This window comes from Lacicoccus alkaliphilus DSM 16010 (assembly GCF_900142805.1).
GTDB classification, from domain to species: domain Bacteria; phylum Bacillota; class Bacilli; order Staphylococcales; family Salinicoccaceae; genus Lacicoccus; species Lacicoccus alkaliphilus.
Genome location: NZ_FRCF01000005.1, coordinates 106342 through 130192, shown reverse-complemented (window position 1 = coordinate 130192; position 23851 = coordinate 106342). Strand labels below are relative to the sequence as shown.

The 23851-nt window shown below is 51.5% G+C and carries 21 protein-coding genes; 10 read left to right on the top strand and 11 right to left on the bottom strand.

The annotated features are described in order from the left end of the window. Positions 1–164: 164 nt before the first annotated feature. Genes BUA12_RS07925 through BUA12_RS07915 form a run of 3 tightly spaced genes read right to left on the bottom strand, consistent with a single transcriptional unit; the run spans position 165 to position 3187 of the window. Positions 165–1511 carry a CoA-disulfide reductase gene (locus tag BUA12_RS07925; RefSeq protein ID WP_072710061.1) on the bottom strand — a complete coding sequence of 449 codons (1347 nt, stop codon included), beginning with the start codon at positions 1509–1511 and terminating at the stop codon, positions 165–167. A 3-nt stretch (positions 1512–1514) separates the two neighbouring features. After that, a complete protein-coding gene (locus BUA12_RS07920) occupies positions 1515–2357 on the bottom strand; it encodes a DegV family protein (RefSeq protein WP_072710060.1) in 843 nt (280 codons plus the stop codon). Positions 2358–2374: 17 nt separating this feature from the next. Further along, entirely contained in the window at positions 2375–3187 is an 813-nt protein-coding gene (locus BUA12_RS07915; protein WP_072710059.1) for a Cof-type HAD-IIB family hydrolase, read from the bottom strand. Between the two features lie 109 nt (positions 3188–3296). Here BUA12_RS07915 and BUA12_RS07910 point away from each other — a divergent pair, with 109 nt between their 5' ends. Beyond that, on the top strand, positions 3297–3605 hold the full coding sequence (locus BUA12_RS07910; protein ID WP_072710058.1) for a metal-sulfur cluster assembly factor: 309 nt from the start codon (positions 3297–3299) through the stop codon (positions 3603–3605). Between the two features lie 43 nt (positions 3606–3648). Further along, positions 3649–3774 carry a hypothetical protein gene (locus BUA12_RS13240; protein ID WP_281248133.1) on the top strand — a complete coding sequence of 42 codons (126 nt, stop codon included), beginning with the start codon at positions 3649–3651 and terminating at the stop codon, positions 3772–3774. A gap of 39 nt (positions 3775–3813) precedes the next feature. On the opposite strand, the gene pcp is transcribed toward BUA12_RS13240, so the two are convergent. Continuing rightward, positions 3814–4455 carry a pyroglutamyl-peptidase I gene (pcp, locus tag BUA12_RS07905; RefSeq protein WP_072710057.1) on the bottom strand — a complete coding sequence of 214 codons (642 nt, stop codon included), beginning with the start codon at positions 4453–4455 and terminating at the stop codon, positions 3814–3816. A 13-nt stretch (positions 4456–4468) separates the two neighbouring features. Continuing rightward, entirely contained in the window at positions 4469–5293 is an 825-nt protein-coding gene (locus tag BUA12_RS07900) for an undecaprenyl-diphosphate phosphatase (RefSeq protein ID WP_072710056.1), read from the bottom strand. A gap of 146 nt (positions 5294–5439) precedes the next feature. Here BUA12_RS07900 and clpB point away from each other — a divergent pair, with 146 nt between their 5' ends. Further along, positions 5440–8031 (top strand): ATP-dependent chaperone ClpB, encoded by a 2592-nt coding sequence (gene clpB, locus BUA12_RS07895; RefSeq protein ID WP_072710055.1) that lies wholly within the window; start codon positions 5440–5442, stop codon positions 8029–8031. Between the two features lie 263 nt (positions 8032–8294). Here clpB and BUA12_RS07890 read toward each other — a convergent pair whose 3' ends face one another. The 6 genes from BUA12_RS07890 to BUA12_RS07865 form a co-directional block, all read right to left on the bottom strand. After that, complete coding sequence (locus BUA12_RS07890) at positions 8295–9290, bottom strand: NAD(P)/FAD-dependent oxidoreductase (protein WP_072710069.1); 996 nt, start codon at positions 9288–9290, stop codon at positions 8295–8297. A gap of 175 nt (positions 9291–9465) precedes the next feature. Next, positions 9466–11127, bottom strand: a complete 1662-nt coding sequence (locus BUA12_RS07885; RefSeq protein ID WP_143146113.1) for a glycerol-3-phosphate dehydrogenase/oxidase — start codon at positions 11125–11127, stop codon at positions 9466–9468. A 45-nt stretch (positions 11128–11172) separates the two neighbouring features. Beyond that, complete coding sequence (gene glpK, locus BUA12_RS07880) at positions 11173–12690, bottom strand: glycerol kinase GlpK (protein ID WP_072710053.1); 1518 nt, start codon at positions 12688–12690, stop codon at positions 11173–11175. A gap of 22 nt (positions 12691–12712) precedes the next feature. After that, positions 12713–13531, bottom strand: coding sequence for an MIP/aquaporin family protein (locus tag BUA12_RS07875; protein WP_072710052.1), 819 nt, complete (start codon positions 13529–13531; stop codon positions 12713–12715). 145 nt (positions 13532–13676) lie between these two features. Beyond that, positions 13677–14213 (bottom strand): glycerol-3-phosphate responsive antiterminator, encoded by a 537-nt coding sequence (locus tag BUA12_RS07870; RefSeq protein WP_072710051.1) that lies wholly within the window; start codon positions 14211–14213, stop codon positions 13677–13679. 65 nt (positions 14214–14278) lie between these two features. After that, positions 14279–14464, bottom strand: coding sequence for a YjzD family protein (locus tag BUA12_RS07865; protein ID WP_072710050.1), 186 nt, complete (start codon positions 14462–14464; stop codon positions 14279–14281). 469 nt (positions 14465–14933) lie between these two features. Here BUA12_RS07865 and BUA12_RS07860 point away from each other — a divergent pair, with 469 nt between their 5' ends. From BUA12_RS07860 to fabF, 7 genes are all read left to right on the top strand, one after another. Continuing rightward, complete coding sequence (locus tag BUA12_RS07860) at positions 14934–15986, top strand: ABC transporter ATP-binding protein (protein ID WP_084670039.1); 1053 nt, start codon at positions 14934–14936, stop codon at positions 15984–15986. Then, positions 15983–16918, top strand: a complete 936-nt coding sequence (locus BUA12_RS07855; protein WP_072710049.1) for an ATP-binding cassette domain-containing protein — start codon at positions 15983–15985, stop codon at positions 16916–16918. Before BUA12_RS07860 ends, BUA12_RS07855 begins: the two co-directional genes overlap by 4 nt. Before the next feature lie 6 nt (positions 16919–16924). After that, positions 16925–17887, top strand: coding sequence for an ABC transporter permease (locus tag BUA12_RS07850; RefSeq protein WP_072710048.1), 963 nt, complete (start codon positions 16925–16927; stop codon positions 17885–17887). Between the two features lie 15 nt (positions 17888–17902). Continuing rightward, complete coding sequence (locus BUA12_RS07845; protein WP_084670037.1) at positions 17903–19018, top strand: ABC transporter permease; 1116 nt, start codon at positions 17903–17905, stop codon at positions 19016–19018. A 454-nt stretch (positions 19019–19472) separates the two neighbouring features. Next, positions 19473–21425: an oligopeptide ABC transporter substrate-binding protein gene (locus BUA12_RS07840; RefSeq protein WP_072710047.1), complete on the top strand. Its 1953-nt coding sequence runs from the start codon at positions 19473–19475 to the stop codon at positions 21423–21425. Positions 21426–21546: 121 nt separating this feature from the next. Continuing rightward, the gene (locus BUA12_RS07835) at positions 21547–22512 is read left to right on the top strand and encodes a beta-ketoacyl-ACP synthase III (RefSeq protein ID WP_072710046.1); all 966 of its coding nucleotides are present in this window, start codon (positions 21547–21549) and stop codon (positions 22510–22512) included. Beyond that, on the top strand, positions 22505–23743 hold the full coding sequence (fabF, locus tag BUA12_RS07830) for a beta-ketoacyl-ACP synthase II (RefSeq protein ID WP_072710045.1): 1239 nt from the start codon (positions 22505–22507) through the stop codon (positions 23741–23743). The genes BUA12_RS07835 and fabF overlap by 8 nt, the downstream gene beginning before the upstream one ends. Positions 23744–23851: the final 108 nt, after the last annotated feature.

The following is a 23851-nucleotide window of genomic DNA, read 5'->3' as shown; positions in this document are numbered from 1 at the left end:
TGAAATCGATTTGGAGAGAGGGAAACGGCCGTTCAAATCGAAAACGCGGATTGAAATCGATTTGGAGAGAGGGACGAAAACCCTCCATGACGCCTTTCATGCCACAATAAAAAATTCGGTCCATCAAAACAGCCACGGCCCGGCAGGGTCGTGGCTGTTCATGTTCAATATAATCCGCGTTTTTTCATCTCTTCGACCGCTTTGTATCCGACCATGTTCAAAAAGCTTTTCGGACTTGAGAACGGCGGCGAATATGCGACTTCGATATTGATGAGGTCCTGGGCTTTACCGCCGGTCCTGATATGTGCGGCCAGGGTGTCAAGACGCTTATCGACGCCGCTTTTGGATATCAATGCAGCCCTCAGGATGGTGCCGTCATGACCCACATACATCTTGATCCTGATTTTTGAAGCACCCTCCATATAGCCCGCCTTGAAGTTCTGCTGGTGGTCTATGACGAAATGGTCGATTCCGCGCACATCTTTCTGTTCAAGACCGATTGATCCGATTTCATGGTCGAAGAACCGCATGATGTTCGTGCCGAGCAGTCCTTCAAATTTGATGTCATATGCGCCGTGGATATGGTTGGCGATCGTATAGGCCATGCGATGGGCCGGCCATGCGAGTTTGATGTTTGCAGCGACGTCGGGTACGTGCAGATATTTCGTCTCCATCACATCACCGAGGGCATATACATTATCAACATTCGTCTGGCCGTATTCGTTGACCGGTATCAGACCATCATCTGTGACCCTCACCCCGGACCCCCTTAAAAATCCGGTGTTCGGCGTAAGCCCGATGCCCTGTATGATCATCGGGGCCGGAATTTTTTCATTGTTCGTCAGGTGGGCGCAGCCGTCCTCGACACGTGAAATTTCGGCATTCAGCTTCAGATTCACACCCTGGTCTTCAAGCGTTTGAAGGAGGGGCGCGACCATCTCCGCTTCGACATGGCCGTAAAGGTTTTCATTCCTGTGGACGAGCGTGACATCGATATCACGCATCCTCAAGTTCTCCGTGACCTCCATGCCGATGAAGCCTGAGCCCACGACTACGGCTTCCTTTATGTCTTCATCATCAATGAATTTCATGATCCTATCCATATCTTCAAGCGTATGGAGCACATGGACAGCCGTCACACCTTCAAGTGCAGGGATGATCCGCGGTCTGCCGCCGGGTGACAGTATCAGGCGGTCGTATGACTCTTCAAAGACTTCACCGGTTTCCAGATTTTTGACGGTGAGACGATGACCACCGGGGTGCACCCCGATGACTTCATGATCAGTGTGGACGCGCACATCCTTTTTACCGAATGTCTCAGGCGTCGCTGCAATCAGCTGACCCCGTTCCGCCACTTCACCGCCGATATGGTAGGGCAGCCCGCAGTTGGCGAAGCTGATGTCCCGGCCTTTTTCAAATATCGTGATGTCACAATCAGGCTCCAGCCGTCTGAGCTGGGAAGCGGCCGTGGCTCCGCCTGCGACGCCGCCTACGACTACGACTTTCATCATCGCCTACACTCCTTCATTGAAATAAAACAACGCTATCGTGCCGTTGCCCGTATGGCTGGCGATCGTGGGACCGATCAGGCTGATGTTCACTTCTTCTATATCCGTCTCGGAAAGCAATTTCTCTTTCAACTGTTCTGCACTGTCCTGCGCATCGGACTGCACGATGTGCGCTTTGCCTGAAACATTGTCTTTATTCAGATGATTGACCATGCTTTTGAACACTTTCTTGAGGCCGCGGTGTTTTTCAAGCGGCACAAGCTTGCCGTCCTCCACATGAAGCAGTGGCTTGATATTCAACAGGCCGCCAAGAAACGCGCTGCCTTTCGACAGTCTGCCGCCTTTCGCCAGATAGTCCAGGTCATTCACGGTGAAGAAATGCCGGATGTTTTTAACATTTTTCCGGACATTTTCAATGACTTCCTCTTTCGGAAGCCCATTCTGGATGTCATCGCTCGCCCGCTCGACGATCAGGCCGAGACCGTAACTCGCCGCTTTAGTATCGATCAGGGTGATGTCCGCCTCGGGATGCTCATCAAGGATGGTGTCCTTTGCGATGACGGCGCTCTGGTAAGTCCCCGACAACTCGCTTGAGAATGCGATGTATAAGATCGGTTCGCCTCCCTCCACATATGGCATGAACCTTTCCACGAAGTTTTCGGGGTTCGCCTGAGAAGTGGTCGGCCGTTTTCCGTCTTTGATCGACTGCAGAACTTCCGCACTTGAGATGTCGATCTGATCCCTGTAGCTTTCATCGTCAATCGTAATCGTGAGCGGAAGTACTTCAATCCCTCTTTTTTCAGTTTCCTCGAGACTCAAATCCGCACAGCTGTCAGCAAATAGTTTCATAAAATCCCCCTCATGATTTATATCTTCAAGCTGAAATAATCAGCTAAGAACTTACCTATTCCATCCTTATTGTTGGAATCCGTGACATGGTCCGCCACATTTTTGATGTCGTCGATGGCGTTGTCCATGGCGACACCATGGGCGACATATTCCAGCATCTCGGTGTCATTGTCTTCGTCCCCGAATGCAATGGTGTTTTTTGGATCGATGTTCAGGTATCCGCGTGCATAATCCACGCCGACCGCCTTATTGATCCCTTTTTTGATGATTTCAAGCACCGGATAAGGTGCCCCCCAGCGTCTGTGTTCGATCGCTTCGGCGAACAGGTCGTCCAGTTCCTGCCTGATCGTCGGGATTTCCTTCTCCTCCGCCTGGATCAGAATGGTGGTGGGCCCTTCCTCCATCGTCTGGGTCAGCTCACCGACCTTGATCACGGGCTCGCCCATGCTGAATGCATCGAATAAAACGGCGTCGTGATAATGGAGGTAGACCGTATCTTTTATTTCGGCGATCACATTTTGTATATTAAGGTCAGGGACCCTGCGTGCAATTTCGATTGCAACTCCGAGGTCCAGCTCTTCGTGGACCGTCCTGAAATTGAAATCATTCGGGTGGTGGACAAAGGCCCCATTGAAATTGACGATCGGGGTGTCCATCCCAAGCTCCGTGTAATACGGCTCGCTTGCACGGTAAGGTCTTCCTGTTGAGATCATCAGTTCGTGCCCCTGCTTTTGCAGTGTATTGATGACCTGTTTAGTATACGGACTGATCTCTTTATCATCCGTAAGCAGTGTTCCGTCTAAATCCAGACATATCAAATGCTTCTCCATAATTCTGCTCCTCTATAAAAGTTCACAATTCCATGATAGCATTTATATTTAAACCTTGTTAATAATTTGTTATTATTAATATAAGTAAATCTCTAAAGGAGTGAGATGAATGGATAAAGAAATGGAAGAGAGCATGATGGGCGCGTTGGAAAACGTGATCGACCCTGAGCTCGGCATAGATATTGTGAACCTCGGACTGGTTTACGGAGTGAACCTTGACGAAGATGGCAACGCAGGCGTGGAAATGACATTGACTTCAATGGGCTGCCCGATGGGGCCGCAGATCGTCGACAGCGTGAAGCAGGCGCTTGCAGAACTGCCAGAAGTCAATGATACGGAAGTGAACATTGTCTGGAACCCGCCTTGGGATAAAGATAAAATGAGCCGTTATGCCAAGATTGCACTCGGTGTCAGCTAAAATAATGAATTTGAGAACCGTCCGAAAGGATGGTTTTTTATTTATGGAAAATATTAGGATGGTCATCGGAAAAATGGGGCTGAGTGAGCGCCGCGGCCGTTCTATCACTCATATATGCAATGAAGTGATCGACAGACGGCCCCCACCGGCCAGGCAGGCGTTTTATTAAATAAAATAAAAACAGGCGACACCGTCACCTGTTCCAAAATCAATGTATTTCGCCCATCGGACTCGCAATATCCCCCTCACCTTCAGAAAGGGCATGGACCGCAGCGTGGAGTCCGGCGGTGATGTCTTCAAGCGGCATCGCCGGTATGCCTTCCTTCCCGGCAGCCTGTTCCGGCACGTAAGGCACATGGATGAATCCGTACTTCAGCCCGTGGAATTCCGTGTCCGCCATAAGGCCAAGCTGATAAAGTATGTGGTTGCAGACGAATGTTCCGGCAGTATTCGACAGCCGTGCAGGTATGCCTGCCTCCAACATCGATTTCACCATCCGCTTCACCGGCATGTTCGAAAAATATGCCGTGGCACCTTCAGCGTGGATGGCTGCGTCGATCGGCCGATTCCCGGTATTATCCGGAATCCTTGCATCATCGATGTTGATGCCGATTCGCTCGACACACATTTCACTGCGTCCGCCTGCCTGGCCGACGGCGACAACATAGTCGAATTCATCGCCCGCAAGCAGCGCTTGCATGACTTCTGCAGACTGATGGAAGACGGTGGGGATCTCAGCTTTGACAACTGCCATGCCGCCGATTTCATCCGGCAGCCTTTTGACCGCCTCCAAGGCCGGGTTGATGCGCTCGCCGCCGAATGGGTCGAATCCGGTCATCAGAACTTTCATGATCAACACTCCCTTATGCGATGAATAATTGATACAGGATGGACAATGTCCCTATGGTGAAGCAGTAGTATGCAAAGATGACCAGGTTGCCGCGCTGCATGACATTCTGAAGCCATCTGAGTGCGTAATAAGTCGCGACGACTGAAACGGCGAATGCTGCCAAGTAGCCGACCCAAAGCGTATCGATGTTCGGGTCGTTCGCTATATCCGATATGCCGAGCAGCCCGGTGCCGAGTGACACAGGTATGTAGAGCAGGAAGACGAATCTGAGTGCATTCTTCTGGTTCATCCCGACAGACATCGCTCCGACCAGTGTGGCACCGCTCCGGCTGATGCCGGGAGTTAGGGCCGCGACCTGGGCGAACCCGACGATGAGTGAGTCCTTGACCGTCAGTTCCCCGTCCCGCTTCTCGCCGCGTTTATTCTTGATGAACCACAGTGCAAGACCTGTCACGAGCAGCATCACGCCGACGAACCCGACCGAGATGTTCTCGCCGATGAAGTCATTCAACAGAAGTCCCATGATGCCGACCGGAATCGTCGCGATGATCAGATACATCGTATACCTGGCATCATCGATGGCGGCCTCATCCCTGGCCCCGCGCAGCAAAAACCGGCTCAAGTTCCCTAGGATTGATAAAATATCGTATCTGTATATGAATAAGACAGCAATCAATGAAGCGGTGTTCAAGAAAATTTCAAAGGACAGTCCCGTGGCTTCGATGCCGAAAATCTCCCTGGCAATCACAAGATGACCGCTGGATGATACCGGGATCGGTTCGGTGATTCCCTGGAGCAGACCTAAAAGTACATACTTGATGAGTTCCCAAAATTCCATTCTTCAAGCCTCCTAAAATTATAAACTATAGTATAAAATAAAATCTTTCCAAAAGCGATATATAACTTGAATTAAGGGTAAAAAGTAGTATAATTGAACTAAGGTCAAAAAAGGTCAAACCATAAAAATGATACGGGGTGATGACAATGGACGTCAATAAAATGACATATCAGGTGCAGTCGATCGTCGAACGTGCCCAGGGCATATCCGTTGATCTGCAGCTTCAATCCATAGAAGCCGAAGCGGTGGCGAAAGCGATGCTGACCATCGGGGAAAGCATGGCACGTGACATACTCGAGCGTGTCAACATCGATGTTGACGGACTGATTGGAAAGTATGATGAAAAACTCGCCAAGTATAATGTGGTGACCGGCGAGAACGTTCAATACGGGCAGTATATGTCAAACGGCTTCTCGGCCATCGTGAACCGGGCAGAAAAATTCATGTCCGGGATGGGGGATGCATTCATTTCCCAGGAACACATGCTGCTTGCCGCCATTGAAAATGAAGAAATCATGAAAGAAGCTGTAGGAAATAAAGAAGGCATCATCAAAGAAGTGATCGAAAAAGTCAGAGGAGGGAATCATGTGACGACACAAAATCCTGAAGTGCAATATGAAGTTTTGGAAAAATACGGCCGCGACCTGGTCGAGGAAGTGAGGCAGGGGAACGTGGACCCCGTCATCGGCCGTGATGAGGAAATCAGGAGTGCCATCCGTATCCTGAGCCGCAAAAGGAAAAACAACCCCGTGCTGATCGGTGAGCCGGGCGTCGGTAAAACGGCGATCGTCGAAGGTCTGGCCCAGAGGATCGTCCGCCGGGATGTGCCCGACAGCCTGATGGACAAGACGGTGTTCGAACTTGATCTGTCGGCACTTGTCGCTGGTGCGAAGTACCGCGGGGAGTTCGAGGAACGTCTGAAAGCCGTGCTTAAGGAAGTGAAGGAGTCCGAGGGCAGGATCATTTTATTCATCGATGAAATCCACATGCTCGTCGGCGCCGGCAAGACGGAAGGTGCGATGGATGCGGGCAATATGCTGAAACCGATGCTCGCACGCGGCGAACTGCACTGTATCGGTGCGACGACGCTGAATGAGTACCGCGAGTACATCGAAAAGGATTCCGCACTGGAGAGGCGTTTCCAGAAAGTCCAGATTCCCGAACCGGATGTGGAGGACACGATTTCAATTTTGCGCGGACTGAAGGAACGTTATGAAGTGCACCACGGTGTCCGGATCACGGACCGTGCGCTCGTTGCCGCTGCGGAATTATCCGACCGCTACATCACGGACAGGTTCCTGCCGGATAAGGCGATCGACCTGATGGACCAGGCAAGTGCGACGATCCGCACTGAAATGGGTTCAAACCCGACCGAGCTGGACCAGATCAACCGGCGCGTCATGCAGCTTGAAATTGAAGAGCAGGCATTGAAGAACGAAGAAGATTCGGTGTCGCGCCTGCGCCTGGATGAACTGCAGAAAGAATTGGCGGATGCACGTGAAGCGCAGTCCAGCCTGTCCCAGCGTGTGGAAAAAGAGAAGGAACAGATCAACCGTGTGAATGAAAAACGCGCAGAAGTGGACAAGGCGCGCCAGGAACTGGAAGAAGCGGAGAATAATTATGAACTTGAGCGTGCCGCCGAACTCAGGCACGGCCGGCTGCCGCAGCTCGAAAAGGAGCTTGCGGAATACGAGGAGAATCTGCAGGAGGCGGGTGCCGGGGAAAACCGCATCATCCGTGAAGTGGTCACTGAAGACGAAATCGGCTACATCGTGAGTGCGTGGACCGGCATCCCTGTCAGCAAGCTGGTCGAGACGGAAAAGGATAAACTTTTGAAACTCTCGGACATCCTGCATGAACGGGTCGTGGGCCAGGACGAAGCGGTCGACCTTGTGGCGGATGCAGTCATCCGTGCTAGGGCGGGGATCAAGGATCCCAATCGTCCGATCGGCAGCTTTTTATTCCTCGGGCCGACCGGTGTCGGTAAGACGGAGCTTGCGAAGACGCTTGCCGCCACGATGTTCGACTCAGAGAAGCATATGATCCGCATCGATATGAGTGAATATATGGAAAAACATGCGGTCTCAAGGCTGATCGGTGCACCGCCGGGGTACGTCGGCCATGAAGAGGGCGGTCAGCTGACGGAAGCCATCCGCCGCCAGCCGTACTCTGTCATCCTGCTGGATGAGGTGGAAAAGGCGCACAGCGACGTCTTCAATATCCTGCTGCAGCTGCTGGACGAAGGCCGGCTCACGGACTCCAAGGGCCGTTCGGTCGACTTCAGGAATACGATCATCATCATGACTTCAAACATCGGCTCCGGCTACCTGCTGGATGCCGTCGAGAATGAAGGTGAGCTGACGGAAGATGTGAGAAATACGGTGATGAGCGAAGTGCATATGCATTTCAAGCCTGAAATCATCAACCGTATGGATGATATCGTCATGTTCAGCCCGTTATCCAGGGACAATATGACGCTGATCGTCGACAAGCTGGTCATTGAATTGAACCGCAGACTCGAGGGACAGCACATGAGCGTGGAAGTGACGGAGGCCGCCAAAAAATGGATTGCGGATGAAGCGTATGAGCCGCAGTTCGGTGCAAGACCGCTGAAAAGGTTCATCCAACGGTATATCGAGACACCTCTGGCCCGTAAAATGATTGAAAGCGACCTCATCGAAGGTCAGAGCTTCAAAGTCGACTATGCCGACGGTGAAGTGAAGTTTGAAACGGTATAGAGTGAATGGGAGAGGAAGCCGGGACATGTGGCCCGGCTTTTTTCGTGTCGGCAGACCACTGTTTAGATGGGCGTAGAGGGTGAGCGGCAGGGGCGGTCTATCGCTCATTGAACGGGCTGAGTGAGCGGCAGCCATCTTCCATCGGCGCTCCCCTTTCTCACGACAAAAAAGGCAGCCGGGCTACGCCTGGCCGCCTCTGATTATAACTTGCCGAAGGGTTCTCCCCTCGGCTTTTTTATTTCTTCAGTAATGTCCGCCTGACTTCAAGGGAACATCGCTGTACTGTGCCTCGGCTGAACTCTGGCTTCAGGGTCCATATAGACTTTGGCATTGTTGACGGCCGTCGGCCCCTCGCCAAAACCTGTGACGATGAGGTCGACTTTACCTTCATAAGTGCATATATCTCCGGCTGCATACACCCCGGGGATATTCGTCTCCTGCCTGGTGTTCACGACTATGGCGTTCTTCTCGATCTCAAGCCCCCAGTTGTTGATGGCCCCCAGGGAAGAGACGAAGCCGTAGTTGCAGACCACTGCATCCACGTCCAGCACTTCTTTTTCACTGGTTTTCGTCTCCTCAAGGATCACCTGCCGTATTTCATCCCGGTCGCCGACGAGCGATTCAGGAATGAAAGAAGTTTTCATCACAACGCTTGAATTCTTCAGTTTTTCCACACTGTGTTCATGCGCCCGGAATTTATCACGCCGGTGGATGATCGTCACCTCTTCGGCAATCGGCTCGAGCATCAATGCCCAGTCCACTGCAGAATCCCCGCCGCCGAACAGGGCGACCTTCTTTCCTGAGAATGAATTCAAATCATCTATGAAGTAGTGGAGGTTACGCCCTTCGTATTCTTCTGCATTTTCCAGTTTAAGGCGGCGCGGCTGGAATGCACCGTTGCCCGCTGTGATGATGACGGTCCTGGAATGATGGATTTCGGCATCCGTGACGATGCGGAAGGTGCCATCCTCCTGCTTTTCCAGCTCTTCGACCGCCTGCCCGAGGACGACTGAATTATCAAACATGTTCATCTGCTCCGTCAGATTATCGACGAGTGACTGAGCCTTGATTTTCGGGAAACCGGCAACGTCATATATATATTTCTCCGGATAAAGAGCAGTCAATTGACCGCCGAGCTGCGGCAGACTGTCTATAATTTTCACTTTGGCCTGCCGCATCCCGCCGTAGAAAGCTGTGAACAGTCCGGTCGGTCCGCCGCCGATGATGGTGATATCATATAATTCCTGGGTATCGTTCAATATCCTCACTCCTGTTAAAGGTGATCTTTCAATGTAATAAAAGGTATCCACCTTCATCATAATCATAATCATCCCCTCCTGTCATCCCACACGACGGCGGGAGGGGGGGAAACGATGAATGAAATTAAAGAATCCCCCGCCGGGCAGGCAGGGGATTCGAATGAAGATTAAAATATTATTTCACCAGGTCTCCAGCAGCATTCTTCAATGCCAGATCAAGTTCTTCCGTCATGCTGCGGCGGACTTCATCATCCCAGCCCAGTTTGTCCTGCATCAGGGCGATCACACCGTCCTGATGCTTTTCCACTTCGCTGACATCGAAATACAAGGCGCCGGTACGGCGGACGAAGTAGTCGGTGGGCTTGGCGATCATTTCATTTTGTATGCTGTAGACGACTTTGGCATATTCCGCGGGAGGGAGGCCGTATTTATTATCGTCGCTGACGGCACTTGCGAGCCTGTATATTTCTTCTGCGTTGCTCCCGTACTTGCGGGCGATGTCATATCCGGTTTCCAGGCTCAGGCCGAAAGCCGGGGCTTTGGCTGCAGTGGTTTCCACGAATGTTTCGAAATGATCGCTGCCGCCGACATCCCCGCCGGAGATGACCTGGGTTTCCGTGTCGGACGGTTTGAATTTCAAGCCGTATTCCTTCTTCAATTCATTTGCGACCAGGTCGACGATTTCCTCGGCCATATGGCGGTAGCCTGTCAATTTTCCCCCGGCGATGTTGATCAGCTTGCTGTCGGCCACCCATATTTCATCTTTCCTGGAGAGCTCGGACGGTCCCTTGCCGGGCGCCTGGATCAGCGGACGGATGCCTGCCCAGCTGGACTCTATATCCTCATCCCGGAGATCCAGTCCCGGGAACATATAGTTGACGTTGTCAAGAAGGTAATCCCGGTCTTCCTGTGTCGCTATCGGTTTTGAAGTATCTTCATCATAAAACGTATCCGTCGTGCCGACATAAGTCTTGCCGTCCCGCGGTATCGCGAACATCATGCGTCCATCACTCCGGGTATCGAAATAAACGGCCTGACGGAGCGGGAAGTCCCTGCCGTCAAAGACGATGTGGACACCCTTGGATAATACGATGTTCTTTTTGATTTCCTTGGATGATGGATCGTTTTCACGCACTTCATCCACCCAAGGGCCTGTTGCATTCACGACGCGGCGGCCGAGGATCTGGTATTCGGAATCACCCAGCAGGTCATGGGCGCGTATGCCGACCACCTGGCCTTTGTCATAGACGAAATCTTTCGCCTTCATGTAGTTGACGGGGTCGGCACCGAACTCTGCCGCTTTTTTCATGACCTCGATCGTCAGCCTCGCATCATCGGTTTTATACTCGACATAGTAACCGCCGCCGAGCAGATCCTCCGTCTTGACGAGGGGCTCTTTTTCTTTGACGTCTTCGATGGAGAGCATCTGGCGGCGCTCGCCTTTTTTCACCCTGGCCAGTGCATCATAGACTTTCAGGCCGAGGCTCGTCATCATCTCCCCGTAAGTGCCGCCCTTGTGGAAGGGGAGCAGCATCCATTCAGGTGTGGTCACATGCGGTCCGTTTTCATAGACGATTGCACGCTCGACGCCTGTGGCCCTGACCACGCCGATCTGCATCTGCTTCAAATAACGCAGTCCGCCGTGCACAAGTTTCGTACTGCGGCTCGAAGTCCCCGCAGCGAAATCCTGCATTTCCACCAAAGCCACTTTCATGCCGCGTTTTGCGGCATCCAGCGCCACTCCCGCACCGGTGATCCCGCCGCCGATGACGACGAGATCATAATCCACTTTCTCCATATGCTCAAGCTGCTCTTTCCTGGTTAACGTATTTAACATGATAATCCTCCTAAATGATCGGTCTTTCCATATGAATCACATCATCTATTCGTGAACCCCGCCGGCATTCCGCTTCGGTTTGAAGGTTTGGGTCGCCTTGACCGCTGTCTGCCAGCCCTCATACAGCTCATCGACTTTCTCATGATCCATTTCGGGTTCGAATATTGAATCCGTTTCGCTGACCTGCTCGATTTCATCGACAGAAGACCAGAAACCCGTTGCGAGGCCCGCAAGATACGCAGACCCGAGTGCGGTGGTCTCCAAAATCTCGGGACGCTCCACGCGGGTGCCGAGCAGGTCCGATTGGAACTGCATCAGGAAATCATTCTCTGCAGCACCGCCGTCGACCCTCAGCATGTCGAGGTCTGTGCCCGCATCTTTCTGCATCGCATCCAGAACATCCTTCGTCTGGTAGGCAAGGGACTCGAGTGTTGCGCGGATGAAATGCTCCTTTTCCGTACCGCGCGACAGTCCGAATATTGCACCGCGCGCCTCGGAATCCCAGTAAGGTGCACCAAGCCCTGTGAATGCAGGCACGACATAGACGCCTTCGGAACTGTCCACACGCGTGGCATACTCTTCGGTCTGTGAAGATTCGTTGAACATCCGGAGACCGTCACGCAGCCATTGGATGGCACTGCCGGCAACAAAGATCGACCCTTCAAGTGCGTAATGCACTTTGCCGTCGATGCCGTAGGCGATGGTGGTCAGCAGGCCATTTTCACTTTTCACCGCTTCCGTTCCTGTATTCATCAGGAGGAAGCAACCGGTGCCGTAAGTGTTTTTGGTATCACCCTTATCGTGGCACAGCTGCCCGAAAAGTGCCGCCTGCTGGTCCCCGGCGATACCTGCGATCGGTATGTTGAGGCCGAAGAAATGCGCCTTGGTCGTCTCGCCGTAGATCTCGCTGGAAGATTTCACTTCGGGCAGCATGGATTCAGGCACCGTCAGATGCTCCAGCAGTTCCTCATCCCACTTCAAGTCATGGATATTGTACATGAGGGTACGGCTTGCGTTCGTATAGTCCGTCACGTGCACCCCTTCGGTGAAGCGCCAGATCAGCCATGTATCGATCGTGCCGAAAAGCAGCTCGCCGTTTTCAGCCTTTTCACGCGCCCCCTCCACATGATCAAGGATCCACTTCACTTTCGTACCCGAGAAATAAGGGTCGAGCAGAAGCCCGGTGCGTTCCTTGTACATGGGCTCGAGATCGCGGCTCTTCAGCTCCTCGCATATGTCCGCCGTCTGGCGGGACTGCCAGACGATCGCGTTATGGATGGGCCTGCCGGTGTTCTTATCCCAGACCACCGTCGTTTCACGCTGGTTGGTGATGCCGATGGCCTCAACCTGTTCAGGTTTGATGTCGTTTTCCGTCAGGACACCCGCCACACAGGCAAGCACGGAACTCCAGATTTCATTTGCATTATGCTCCACCCAGCCGGACTGGGGAAAGTATTGATTGAACTCGCGCTGATGTGTCGCCACGATTTCCGACTTTTTATTGAAAAGAATCGCTCTTGAACTTGTGGTGCCCTGGTCGATTGACATGATATACTTTTCCATTTTTAAATCCCCCTTGGATTGATTACATTAATTTCGATGTGTCCTCTTTTAAAACCGACTTATTTAAGAATACCCCCAATGCCAATACTGCAATCACGAAGACGATGGCCAGTGCAAGGAACAGATCCGGTGCGCCGAGGAACACGGCGTTGTAGACCGCAGCACCGAGTGCCCCGCCTGAAAGCGGACCTAAGATCGGCACGGGTGCATACTTGAAATTCGAACGGCCTTTGCCCGGGATGGGCATCAGGAAGTGCGCGAGCCTCGGCCCGAAGTCACGTGCCGGGTTGATCGCATAACCGGTCGTACCGCCGAGCGACAGACCGATGGCCGTGATCAGGAAACCGACGATCAATGGATTCAGCCCGTCTGTGAAATCGTTTGCCCCTATGAATAAAAGTCCCAGTATGAGGATGAACGTACCGATCATCTCACTTGCGAAGTTCGCTACATAGTTGGGATAGGCGGGACCGGTCGCATAGACACCGAGCTTCGTCCCTGAATCTTCCTCCGCTTTGAAATGCGGCATGAAATGCAGCCATACCACGAATGCCCCGAACATCGCCCCGAGCACCTGTGCGATGAAGTAAGGTATGACATCCGCCCAAGGGAACTCCCCGGCAAATGCAAACCCGAGCGTCACTGCAGGATTGATGTGCGCGCCGGAAAACTGGCCGACGGCATAAATTGCAAACGTTACTGCAAATCCCCATCCCAATGCGATGACGACCCATCCCCCGCCTTTCGCGAGAGATCCCTTCAAATTGACGTTCGCCACGACGCCGGCCCCGAATAATATCAGTATTGCGGTGCCGACAAACTCAGCAATGTAAATATTCATTGCTTTTCCCCCTTTGTATTTTGTTAACAGCTGTTAAAAAAACCCGCACTTATAGTAGGAACACTATAAATGCGGGCTCTGCTTCTCCAACACTATTAACTTGTCTAAAATTTTACCCATTCACCGCAGGAAAGTCAAATTCGGCTTATTTGAACCATAAGTCCGTCTTCGATGTCGTGACGAACTTCGCCCCGGCCTGGATTGCATGTTCCACTTCCTGAGTGGTCTCTATCAGTCCGCCGGCGATCACATCGACATTTTGGACATGGCTGAAAAAGTGGATCATTTTCGGGACGGTGCCGGGAAGGACCTCTATATAGTCCGGGCCGCTCTGCCTGATCAGTTCGATGCTCCTCCCGACCGAAGAAGAATCGATCAGAAATACGCGCAATATCGTCTTCAGTCCCAGCGACTTCGCTTTGCTGATCATCTTGCCCCGTGTCGTGATGATGCCGTACGGCTTGAATTTCTGATGGATGAACTCGAGGGCCTCGGTGCTGACGGCAAGCCCCTTGATCAGATCAAGGTGGATGAACACTTTGAAGCCATGGGCATGCATCGTCTTCATATGACTTTCAAGGTGTCCGATATGGATGTCGAGCAGCACCAGTGCTTTATAGGGGCTGTGTGTCAGTTTTTCAAAATCCTTCAGTGAACGCACTGCCGGAAGAATATTCGTCATATTGTACCTCTGTAAATTATTTTAAATAAAATCCCCTGCCTCGGGCAGGGGATGATTCACCGCTGTCATTCAGCAGTCTCATTGGGATCTTTCATCATGTAATCAAGTACAAAAACAGTCAAAGTGATCAGTACGGCAAGCAGTACACCGCTCATGAAGCTGTATGGCCCGCCGCCTGCAAGACTGTTCAATATGAAGTTGACCATTTGTGTCAGCATGAGTGCCCAGACGAATGTAACGATATATTTCATGGCATCGACAACTCCTAAACATATTTAGCTACTCTATATGATAATACATAATCGGGAAAAAGTATAGTTGCCGTCATTTAAAAATTTTCATTAAACAAATATTTCACAATATCATTGTGAAACCCAATCATATCAGCAGCTGGAGTGTAATCGCTTTCAATCATGACTGGGCTGATGCGAATATGTCATTGAAATTAAATATTCAGTGGTGTATATTAAAGTCCGGCAATGCATATGCACCATACTTGGAATGGCTGTTGAAATCGGGATGTCAAATGACTAGAATGATAATTATAGAATGAATTCCAAATAATTTCACTATTGTAAAATCACATAGATCATCCATACATTGTGAATCGAAAATAAAATCCGACATGCTGGATCAATATTCTTCAGTATCATGCTTTTATTAATGTTTGAATATTTCGTTTTTAAATTTTTATATGTTGAGGAAAGGGGATGATGACGAATGGTTGAATATCTTTTGGAAGCGAACAGTTTGACGACATCATTTAAAATTGACGGGGAATACTACCCTGCTGTCGATGATGTCAGTATACGTATACGTCAAAATGAAGTCCTGGCGCTCGTGGGGGAATCCGGGTCCGGCAAAAGTGCCACGGCATTTTCTTTGATGGGTTTACATAGGCATGCGAGGGTGACGGGTGAAGTTTTTTTCCAGGGCAAAGATCTATTGAAGAATAATGAGCGTCAGATGAATAAGATACGCGGCGGGGATATCGCGATGATATTCCAGGATCCGATGACTGCGTTGAATCCGTTGATGAAGATCAAGCATCAGATCCAGGAGACGCTGAGGATCCACGGCACGGGGAAGAAGAGTGAGCGTGAGTCCTATACGATCGAATTGCTGGACAGGGTGGGCATCCCGCGTCCGGAAAGGGTTGCAGAAGCCTATCCCCATGAACTGTCGGGGGGCATGCGCCAGCGGGTGGTGATTGCGATCGCAATCGCCAACCGGCCGAAGCTCCTCATTGCGGATGAACCGACGACCGCGCTTGATGTGACGATCCAGGCACAGATACTGGACCTCATCCGTGAACTGCAGGATGACCTTGGATCGGGGGTGCTTTTGATCACCCACGACCTCGGGGTCGTTGCAGAGATGGCGGACAGGGTGGCGGTGATGTATGCCGGCCAGATCGTCGAAGTGGCGCCGGTGAGGGAGCTGTTCATGAACCCGCAGCATCCTTATACCCGGTCATTGTTGAACTCGCTGCCGTCGGAAGAACAGCTCGGCAGCAAATTGCATGTCATCCAGGGGGTTGTTCCTGCACTGAATAAGATGGACAGGGACGGATGCAGATTTGCTCCGAGGATCCCGTGGATCAGCGCAGAAGAGCATGAACATCAGCCGAAGCTGAGGGAGATTGCACCGGGGCATCAGGTGCGGTGCACATGCTATAAGAATTTCCATCTGAACACTTCGATGGATCACGGGGCAGTCGAGCAGCGTGTCGAAGCACATCAGATGGAAGAAGGGGGTGTCGACAGACGATGAGCAATAACCTTTTAGAAATCAATGATTTGAAAGTGCACTTTCCAATCAAAGGCGGCTTCTTCAATACGGTGAAAGACCATGTGAGAGCCGTCGACGGAGTGAGCATCGCAATACCGAGGGGGACGACTTACGGACTGGTCGGGGAGTCGGGATCCGGCAAGACGACGACAGGCAAGGCAGTGATGGGCCTGAATCAAATCACTGACGGAGAGATTTATTTCCAGGGCGAAAAGTTGAGCGGCAAGGGGAAGAAGATCGGGATCCACAGGGATATACAGATGATTTTCCAGGATCCGTATTCTTCATTGAACGTGCGTAAGCGCGTGTTCGACATCGTCGCCGAGCCTTTGAAAAATTATGAGAAATTATCGAAGGACGCTCTGGTGGAGGAAGTATTGAGGCTGCTTGAGAGGGTGGGCCTCCCGGCGGGGTCGCTGTATAAATTCCCGCATGAATTTTCAGGCGGCCAGCGTCAGAGGATCGGGGTGGCACGTGCGATTGCCCTGAACCCGAAACTGATCATCGCGGACGAGCCCGTATCGGCGCTCGATGTATCCGTCCAGGCCCAGGTCCTGAACTTCATGCAGGAGATCCAGCAGGAAATGGATCTGACGATGCTGTTCATCGCGCACGATCTCGGCGTCGTGCGCCATATGTGCCAGCATATCGGCATCATGTATCAGGGACGCCTCGTGGAAGAGGGCACTGCTGATGAGATCTTCAATAATCCGCAGCACCTGTATACAAAACGGCTGATTGCGGCGATACCGGATACGAATGTGGATAAGGTGGAGCGGAATATGCAGCTGCGCCGGCAGATCAAAGAAGAATACGACCGGCATTTCAATGAGTACCTGGATGATGAAGGCCGCGTTTTTCCACTCAAGGCAATTTCCGGGACGCACAAAGTTGCGTTACCGGTGAAAGGTTGATGAGCAATGATTAAATTTACTCTGAGAAGGCTACTGATCACTTTTCCGCAGCTTGTATTACTGAGCATACTTGTGTTCTTCCTCGGTTCCCTGATGCCGGGCGATGCGCTCTCCGGCATGATCGACCCGTCGATCCCCGCTGAAGCCATCCAGGCGAGGCGTGAGGCGCTCGGACTTGATAACCCATGGTACATACAATACAGAGACTGGGTCGTGGCGATGTTCCAGGGGGATTTTGGAAACTCCATATTCCATCAGCGGCCGGTGCTTGACGTCATCGGCGACCGCCTGTTGAATACGATATGGCTCTCATTATTCTCTGTGTTCATCATTTATCTTATCGGCCTCCCTCTCGGACTGATTTCGGGACGCTATAAGGATTCGCTGCTGGATTCAGCGATTACGGGCTACACATACCTGGGATTCGCGACGCCGACATTCGTATTCGGCCTCGTCCTCCTGTGGATCTTCGGCTACCATTTCGGGGTCTTCCCGACAAACGGCAGTGTGGCGGCGGGACTTGAGCCGGGATCGCTCGATTATATACTCAGTAAGATCAACCACCTGATACTGCCGAGTTTCTCGATCGCCCTCATCGGGCTCGTGGGTACTGTACAGTATCTCAGAAGCGGGGTCATCGAAGCGCAGCAGAAAGACTATGTCATGCTTGCCCGTGCCAAAGGTGTGAAATCCACGGCACTCTATGTGAAGCATATATTCAGGAACGCGATCATTCCGATCGCTGCGTTCTTCGGGTATGAACTCGTCGGCCTTCTGGGCGGATCCATCTTCATTGAATGGGTCTACGCGTATCCCGGCATGGGGGCGCTTTTCCTGGAGTCCATTTCGACCCGTGACTTCAGTGTGGCGAATGTATTGATTTTATTTTACGGATTTTTGACAATTCTCGGTGCATTGCTGTCTGACATCATTCTGAGCATCGTCGATCCAAGGATCAGGATTAAGTAAGGAGGGGGATGTAAAATGAGTCGTAAAGATGAAGAATTGAACAATGAAGCGCATGAAGAACAGACTGATGCATCTCGCGAAGAACAGGCCCGTCAGAATCGCCAGGCAAGTGCCGAACAGAGCACTTCCCGCGATTCCGGCAGCGCCGATCCTTACGGAAACAGAAGGGATGACAGGATATACGGCAGCACTGAGATGTCGACACATATGAAATCGGATATGCCGCCGGGGGCGGGGGACCACGGCGGGCTTGACTATAAGACGCTGCCGAAGAGCACGCCCGGGTGGAAGGTGATCGTGCAGGAACTGATAGCGGATAAGCTTGCGTTGTTTTCACTGATCATATTCGTATCCATTACAGCGTATGTATTCGGGCTCACGATGTTCCTCGATCAGGCGCAGATCGTATTCGTGGATCTGTTTGCAATCAACCAGCCGCCGGATGAAGAATTCAGGCTCGGGACGGACTACGGCGGCCGTGATATATTCGGCCAGCTGATCATCGGCACAAGGAACTCGCTTGCAATCGGGTTTCTGGTGACATTGATGAGTGTCGGCTTCGGGATCATCTACGGCCTCGTTTCCGGTTACTTCGGCGGGCAGCTTGACAATGCGTTGATGCGCGTCGTCGACTTTTTCCTGGTACTGCCGTTCCTGATGATCGTCATCGTTTTCGTAACCATCGTACCGTCCTATGACATCTGGACATTCAGTGCGATCATGGCGGCATTCCTGTGGATGGGGACCGCAAGGCTCATCCGTTCACTGGCACTGCAGGAAAAAGAACTGGATTACATCAATGCATCAAAGACACTGGGCAGTTCACCGGTGAAGATCATATTCAGCCAGCTGATGCCGAACCTTGTCGGGATCATCATAGTGAACGGCACTTTATCACTTGCAGCAAATATCGGCATCGAGTCGGGACTGTCGTTCCTCGGGTTCGGCTTCCCGGAGGATTACCCGTCACTCGGTACATTGCTCGCATATGCAACCCAGACCCAGACCCTCCAGAACAGATGGTGGATCTGGCTGCCTGCGGCACTCATGATTCTGATATTGATGTTATGTGTACGTAACATCGGTGAAGCATTGAGGCGTGCAGGGGATGCAAGACAGAGGCAGAGCTGATCAATATGAAAATAGCGGCGGCAGCCGCTATTTTTGATATCATGCAGAAGTCTCCGGTATTTAGGGAAGTATTACAATAAATATTGTGTAAGCGCTTTACATACAAAAAATAACAATTTATAATGGGTGTATGAACTGTATTCGCTAAACGCCCCAAGTCACCGGACGGCGGTCTTTAAATGTTAATATGAAATTGCAGGGCACTTGGGTTTTAAAAGTCAGGCCATACATACCAGGCACACATGTGACTCTGAAATAATGCAAATATCCAGGGGGATGCAGGGGAAAATTAATACAGTGTATTGTTTTTTCAGATAATTATGATAATATTATTACAAAGATTTCATTATTGAAATTGCAATATGCAGATAAAGACCGATTTCCGGTACTGAGATTCAGGGGACTGAACTTTTAGTATATATCAGTTTAATATATTTTTAGGGGAGGAAAAATGATGGCGAAATTTTCGTGGTCAAGATTGATGTTTTTGACGATGCTGATCTTCGTATTGGCTCTTGCAGCATGCGGCAACGGCAACGGCGACACTTCGGATGATGAAGCGGCCGATGATCCGGATGCAGCAACGGAAGACAGTGCAGATGAAGGTGAAGATGCAGATACAGACGCAGATTCAGACTCAGATGCAGATTCCGGTGAAGGTACGGAAGAGGAAGATGGTGAGAACGGCGAAGATGGTGAGTCTGCAGCCGACGGCGGCGATGTCTACAACTATGAAGACTTCCCGCAAGTTGTCTCCAATGATTCTGATCCGACAGGGGAAGGTGAACTGACTGTAGGTTACAGTTCCGATACACCTTTTGAAGGTACTCTGAACTGGGCATTCTACTCAGGTGCACCTGACGCTGACATGATAAGCTTCTTTGATGAATCGGTATTCACTTTCGATGAGAACCAGATTGCGACGAACGACGGCGCGATCACTTATGATATGGACGAGGATGAAAGCACTGTGACATTCACCGTCCAGGATGATGTAATGTGGCACGATGGCGAGCCGCTGACCATCTCAGACTATGTCGCTTCATATGAAGTGATCGGTCACCCGGATTACGAAGGTGTCCGCGGTACGACGGACGGCTTCACTTTGATCGAAGGCTACAATGAGTATAAAGCCGGCGAGGCTGATGAGATTTCAGGCATTGAAATCGTTGATGACCAGACCGCAGTATTCACATATACGGAACTCGCACCTTCACTCACGAACGGTGGCTTCTGGTTCTATGCATTCCCGGAACACCACTATGAAGGCGTGGAAGTTGCCGATATGCCTAATGCAGAGCAGACACGTGAAAACCCGATCGGTATAGGACCTTATCAGGTCGAATCCATCACACCGGGTGAGGCGGTCGTCCTGACCAAGTTTGAAGATTACTGGAGAGGCGAACCTCAGCTCGACGGCATCACAGTCGAAGTGACACCAACCTCTACAGTGGCCAATGCGATGGAGAACGGCAACATCGACGTTGCGATGTCATTCCCGACTGACCAGTATCCGGATGTTGCGGATATGGAAGGTGTGGAATGGCTCGGACAGCTGGATGCAGCATACACCTACATCGGCTTCAAGCTCGGTGAATGGGATGCTGAAGAAGGCCGTGTGAACTACATGCCTGAAGAAATGAAGATGGGCGATGTTGAACTCCGCCGTGCAATGTGGCATGCGATGGACAATGATGCTGTCGGCGAACAGTTCTACAACGGCCTGCGCTGGAAAGCGACATCACTGATCACGCCTTACCACGCAGCATTCCATAAAGATGACCTGGACGTACCTGAGTACGATCCGGAGGAAGCGGACCGCATTCTTGACGAAGCAGGTTATGAAGACACCAATGGTGACGGCTTCCGTGAAACACCGGACGGCGAGCCGCTTGAAATCCAGATGGCTTCCATGAGCGGCGGCGACGTTGCTGAACCGCTCGCAAACTACTACATCCAGTCGTGGAGGGAAGTCGGCCTGAATGTCGTCAAGACGAACGGCCGCCTGATCGAGTTCAACACATTCTATGACATGGTTGAAAACGACGACCCTGCAATCGACATCTATCAAGGCGCATGGGGTGTGGGTACGGACGTTGACCCTGCCGGCCTATACGGACCTGAGGCACCGTTCAACTACCCGCGTTATGAAACTGAGGAAAGTACGGAGCTGATTCAAAGGGGCAACTCCGAAGAAGCGCTCGACACTGAGACACGTACAGAAATCTACCACGAGTGGCAGGAACTGATGGTTGAGGAAATCCCGGTTGCACCGACACTTTACCGCGCGTACGTTACGCCTGTAAGTGAAGATGTCGTCGGCTGGAGCGAGGAATATGGACATGATCCTGAAGGATTTAACAGTTTAACTGGTGGCGGCTTATACCAGGTTGGTTTCTCGGAGTAAGGAATCAATGAAATACGCGGCACCCACTTGATTGTGGGTGCTTTTTTTATTGTGGAAAATGTGAATTTGTGATAAATTAGTACCTAGTAATAACATGAGATTATAAATAAGGTGTGGTCAAATGAAGAATGTAGGCGTATTGGGACTTGGCACGTATGTGCCGGACAAAGTGTTCACCAATTTTGATTTTGAAAAGATCCTTGATACTTCTGATGAGTGGATTACAGAGATGACCGGCATCAAAGAACGCAGATTCGCAGAGGATGACATGGAGACTTCCGATATGGCGGTCCTTGCAGCGGAACGTGCTCTGGCAGATTCCGGTGTGGATAAAGAAGATATAGACCTGGTCATTGTAGCGACTTCCACGGGCGACCACCGTTTCCCGGCTGTTGCCAATATCGTGCAGGACAGGCTCGGGCTGAGGAATGTACCTTCGATGGACCAGCTTGCAGCATGCACCGGTTTTATTTACAGCATGGTGACCGCAAGCCAGTTCATCCAGGCGGGCACTTATAAGAATGTATTGGTCGTCGGCGTCGACAAACTGTCCAAAATCACGGATTTCACCGACCGTTCGACTGCGGTGCTCTTCGGTGACGGCGCCGGTGCTGCGGTCATGGGCGAGGTGGAGGCAGGTTTCGGCATCAAATCCTTCGAGCTCGGCAGCAAAGGCAGCGGAGGCCCTCACTTGTACGATGACAAGGAAGACGGACGGCTGAGGATGAACGGACGTGAAGTCTTTAAATTCGCGGTGCGGCAGATGGGCGAATCCAGTGTGAATGTCACAGAGAAAGCCGGCTTTACGAATGAAGATATCGATATGCTTGTGCCGCACCAGGCAAACATCCGCATCATGGATGCTGCCCGGGAGCGCATGAACATGCCGAGGGAGCGGATGAGCTGTACAATAGATAAATTTGGCAACACTTCGGCTGCATCAATACCTCTCAGTATTAATCATGAACTGAAAAGTGGTAAAATAAAGTCTGGAGATAACCTCGTTCTGGTCGGTTTTGGCGGCGGCCTGACATGGGGGGCAATTTGCTTAACCTGGGGTAAGAATAAGGAGGAGACACATGACTAAGCGAAGAGTCGTAATAACGGGGATCGGTGCATTGACGCCGATCGGAAATACAGCGGAAGAGACATGGGAAAATGCACTGAACGGTGTGAATGGTATCGGGAAGATCACAAGATTTGATAACAGTGATTTCAATATCCATGTGGCTGGTGAACTGAAGGATTTCAATATCGAAGATTACATGGATAAAAAAGAGTCCAGAAGAATGGACCGTTTCACCCAGTATGCAGTGGTTGCTTCAGATGAAGCGGTCAAAGATTCGGGGCTGAAGATAGATGACGATAATGCCGGGCGCGTCGGCGTATGGATCGGATCCGGCATAGGCGGCATCCAGGCGTTGCAGGATGGTTTCAAAGTATTGTATGAAAGAGGTCCGAGGCGGGTGAGCCCGTTCTTCGTCCCGATGATGATACCGGATATGGCGAGCGGCCAGGTATCCATCCGTCACGGCGCGAAAGGGCCGAACGGCACGACAGTGACAGCGTGTGCGACAGGCACGAACTCCATCGGCGATGCATTCAAGATCATTGAACGCGGCCAGGCTGATGCGATGATCACAGGCGGTACAGAAGCACCGATCACTGAAATGGGTGTGGCAGGCTTCCAGGCGAACCGGGCCCTTTCCACTTCGGAAGATCCGGATTATGCATCGGTGCCATTCTCAAAGGACCGTGACGGCTTCGTCATCGGTGAAGGTGCAGGTGTCGTCGTGATTGAAGAACTGGAGCATGCACTGGAGCGGGGCGCCCATATATATGCGGAAATCGTCGGCTACGGCATGACCGGGGACGCCTACCATATCACAGCGCCGGCAGAGAACGGCGAAGGCGGCGCACGCGCAATGAATGAAGCGTTGAAGGATGCAGGCGTTGAAGCCCGCGAAGTCAACTACGTCAATGCACACGGCACGAGTACGGCATATAATGACCTCTACGAGACCCTTGCGCTGAAGACGGTGTTCGGCGACCATGCGGACAACCTGCTGATCAACTCGACGAAATCCATGACGGGCCACCTGCTGGGTGCCACCGGTGCAGTCGAAGCGATCATTTCATCGTTGAGCCTTCAGAACGGTAAAGTCCACCCGACCATCAACCTGACCAACCCGGATCCGGAATGTGACCTGAACTACGTACCGGACGGTGTTGCAGAAGGCGACTTCAAATATGCAATGAGCAACAGCCTCGGTTTCGGCGGACATAACGCATCGTTACTGTTTAAAAAATATGAATGATAGATGAGGACCTCCTTCCGCTCTGCGGGAGGGGGTTTTCTTTATGAATAAAGGTCGCAGGTTGAGTTGGTAGGCGCCTTCTGTCGCTCACTGGGGAAACTGAATGAG

What these genes read in the sequence shown, in the direction of transcription:
- BUA12_RS07885 (WP_143146113.1), bottom strand. Translation starts at nt 11,127, where the DNA reads ATGTTAAATACGTTAACCAGGAAAGAGCAGCTTGAGCATATGGAGAAA.
- BUA12_RS07870 (WP_072710051.1), bottom strand. Translation starts at nt 14,213, where the DNA reads ATGACGAATATTCTTCCGGCAGTGCGTTCACTGAAGGATTTTGAAAAA.
- BUA12_RS07900 (WP_072710056.1), bottom strand. Translation starts at nt 5,293, where the DNA reads ATGGAATTTTGGGAACTCATCAAGTATGTACTTTTAGGTCTGCTCCAG.
- BUA12_RS07875 (WP_072710052.1), bottom strand. Translation starts at nt 13,531, where the DNA reads ATGAATATTTACATTGCTGAGTTTGTCGGCACCGCAATACTGATATTA.
- BUA12_RS07845 (WP_084670037.1), top strand. Translation starts at nt 17,903, where the DNA reads ATGAGTCGTAAAGATGAAGAATTGAACAATGAAGCGCATGAAGAACAG.
- clpB (WP_072710055.1), top strand. Translation starts at nt 5,440, where the DNA reads ATGGACGTCAATAAAATGACATATCAGGTGCAGTCGATCGTCGAACGT.
- BUA12_RS07865 (WP_072710050.1), bottom strand. Translation starts at nt 14,464, where the DNA reads ATGAAATATATCGTTACATTCGTCTGGGCACTCATGCTGACACAAATG.
- BUA12_RS07840 (WP_072710047.1), top strand. Translation starts at nt 19,473, where the DNA reads ATGGCGAAATTTTCGTGGTCAAGATTGATGTTTTTGACGATGCTGATC.
- pcp (WP_072710057.1), bottom strand. Translation starts at nt 4,455, where the DNA reads ATGAAAGTTCTGATGACCGGATTCGACCCATTCGGCGGCGAGCGCATC.
- BUA12_RS13240 (WP_281248133.1), top strand. Translation starts at nt 3,649, where the DNA reads ATGGAAAATATTAGGATGGTCATCGGAAAAATGGGGCTGAGTGAGCGC.
- BUA12_RS07860 (WP_084670039.1), top strand. Translation starts at nt 14,934, where the DNA reads ATGGTTGAATATCTTTTGGAAGCGAACAGTTTGACGACATCATTTAAA.
- BUA12_RS07850 (WP_072710048.1), top strand. Translation starts at nt 16,925, where the DNA reads ATGATTAAATTTACTCTGAGAAGGCTACTGATCACTTTTCCGCAGCTT.
- BUA12_RS07910 (WP_072710058.1), top strand. Translation starts at nt 3,297, where the DNA reads ATGGATAAAGAAATGGAAGAGAGCATGATGGGCGCGTTGGAAAACGTG.
- fabF (WP_072710045.1), top strand. Translation starts at nt 22,505, where the DNA reads ATGACTAAGCGAAGAGTCGTAATAACGGGGATCGGTGCATTGACGCCG.
- glpK (WP_072710053.1), bottom strand. Translation starts at nt 12,690, where the DNA reads ATGGAAAAGTATATCATGTCAATCGACCAGGGCACCACAAGTTCAAGA.
- BUA12_RS07855 (WP_072710049.1), top strand. Translation starts at nt 15,983, where the DNA reads ATGAGCAATAACCTTTTAGAAATCAATGATTTGAAAGTGCACTTTCCA.
- BUA12_RS07920 (WP_072710060.1), bottom strand. Translation starts at nt 2,357, where the DNA reads ATGAAACTATTTGCTGACAGCTGTGCGGATTTGAGTCTCGAGGAAACT.
- BUA12_RS07835 (WP_072710046.1), top strand. Translation starts at nt 21,547, where the DNA reads ATGAAGAATGTAGGCGTATTGGGACTTGGCACGTATGTGCCGGACAAA.
- BUA12_RS07925 (WP_072710061.1), bottom strand. Translation starts at nt 1,511, where the DNA reads ATGATGAAAGTCGTAGTCGTAGGCGGCGTCGCAGGCGGAGCCACGGCC.
- BUA12_RS07915 (WP_072710059.1), bottom strand. Translation starts at nt 3,187, where the DNA reads ATGGAGAAGCATTTGATATGTCTGGATTTAGACGGAACACTGCTTACG.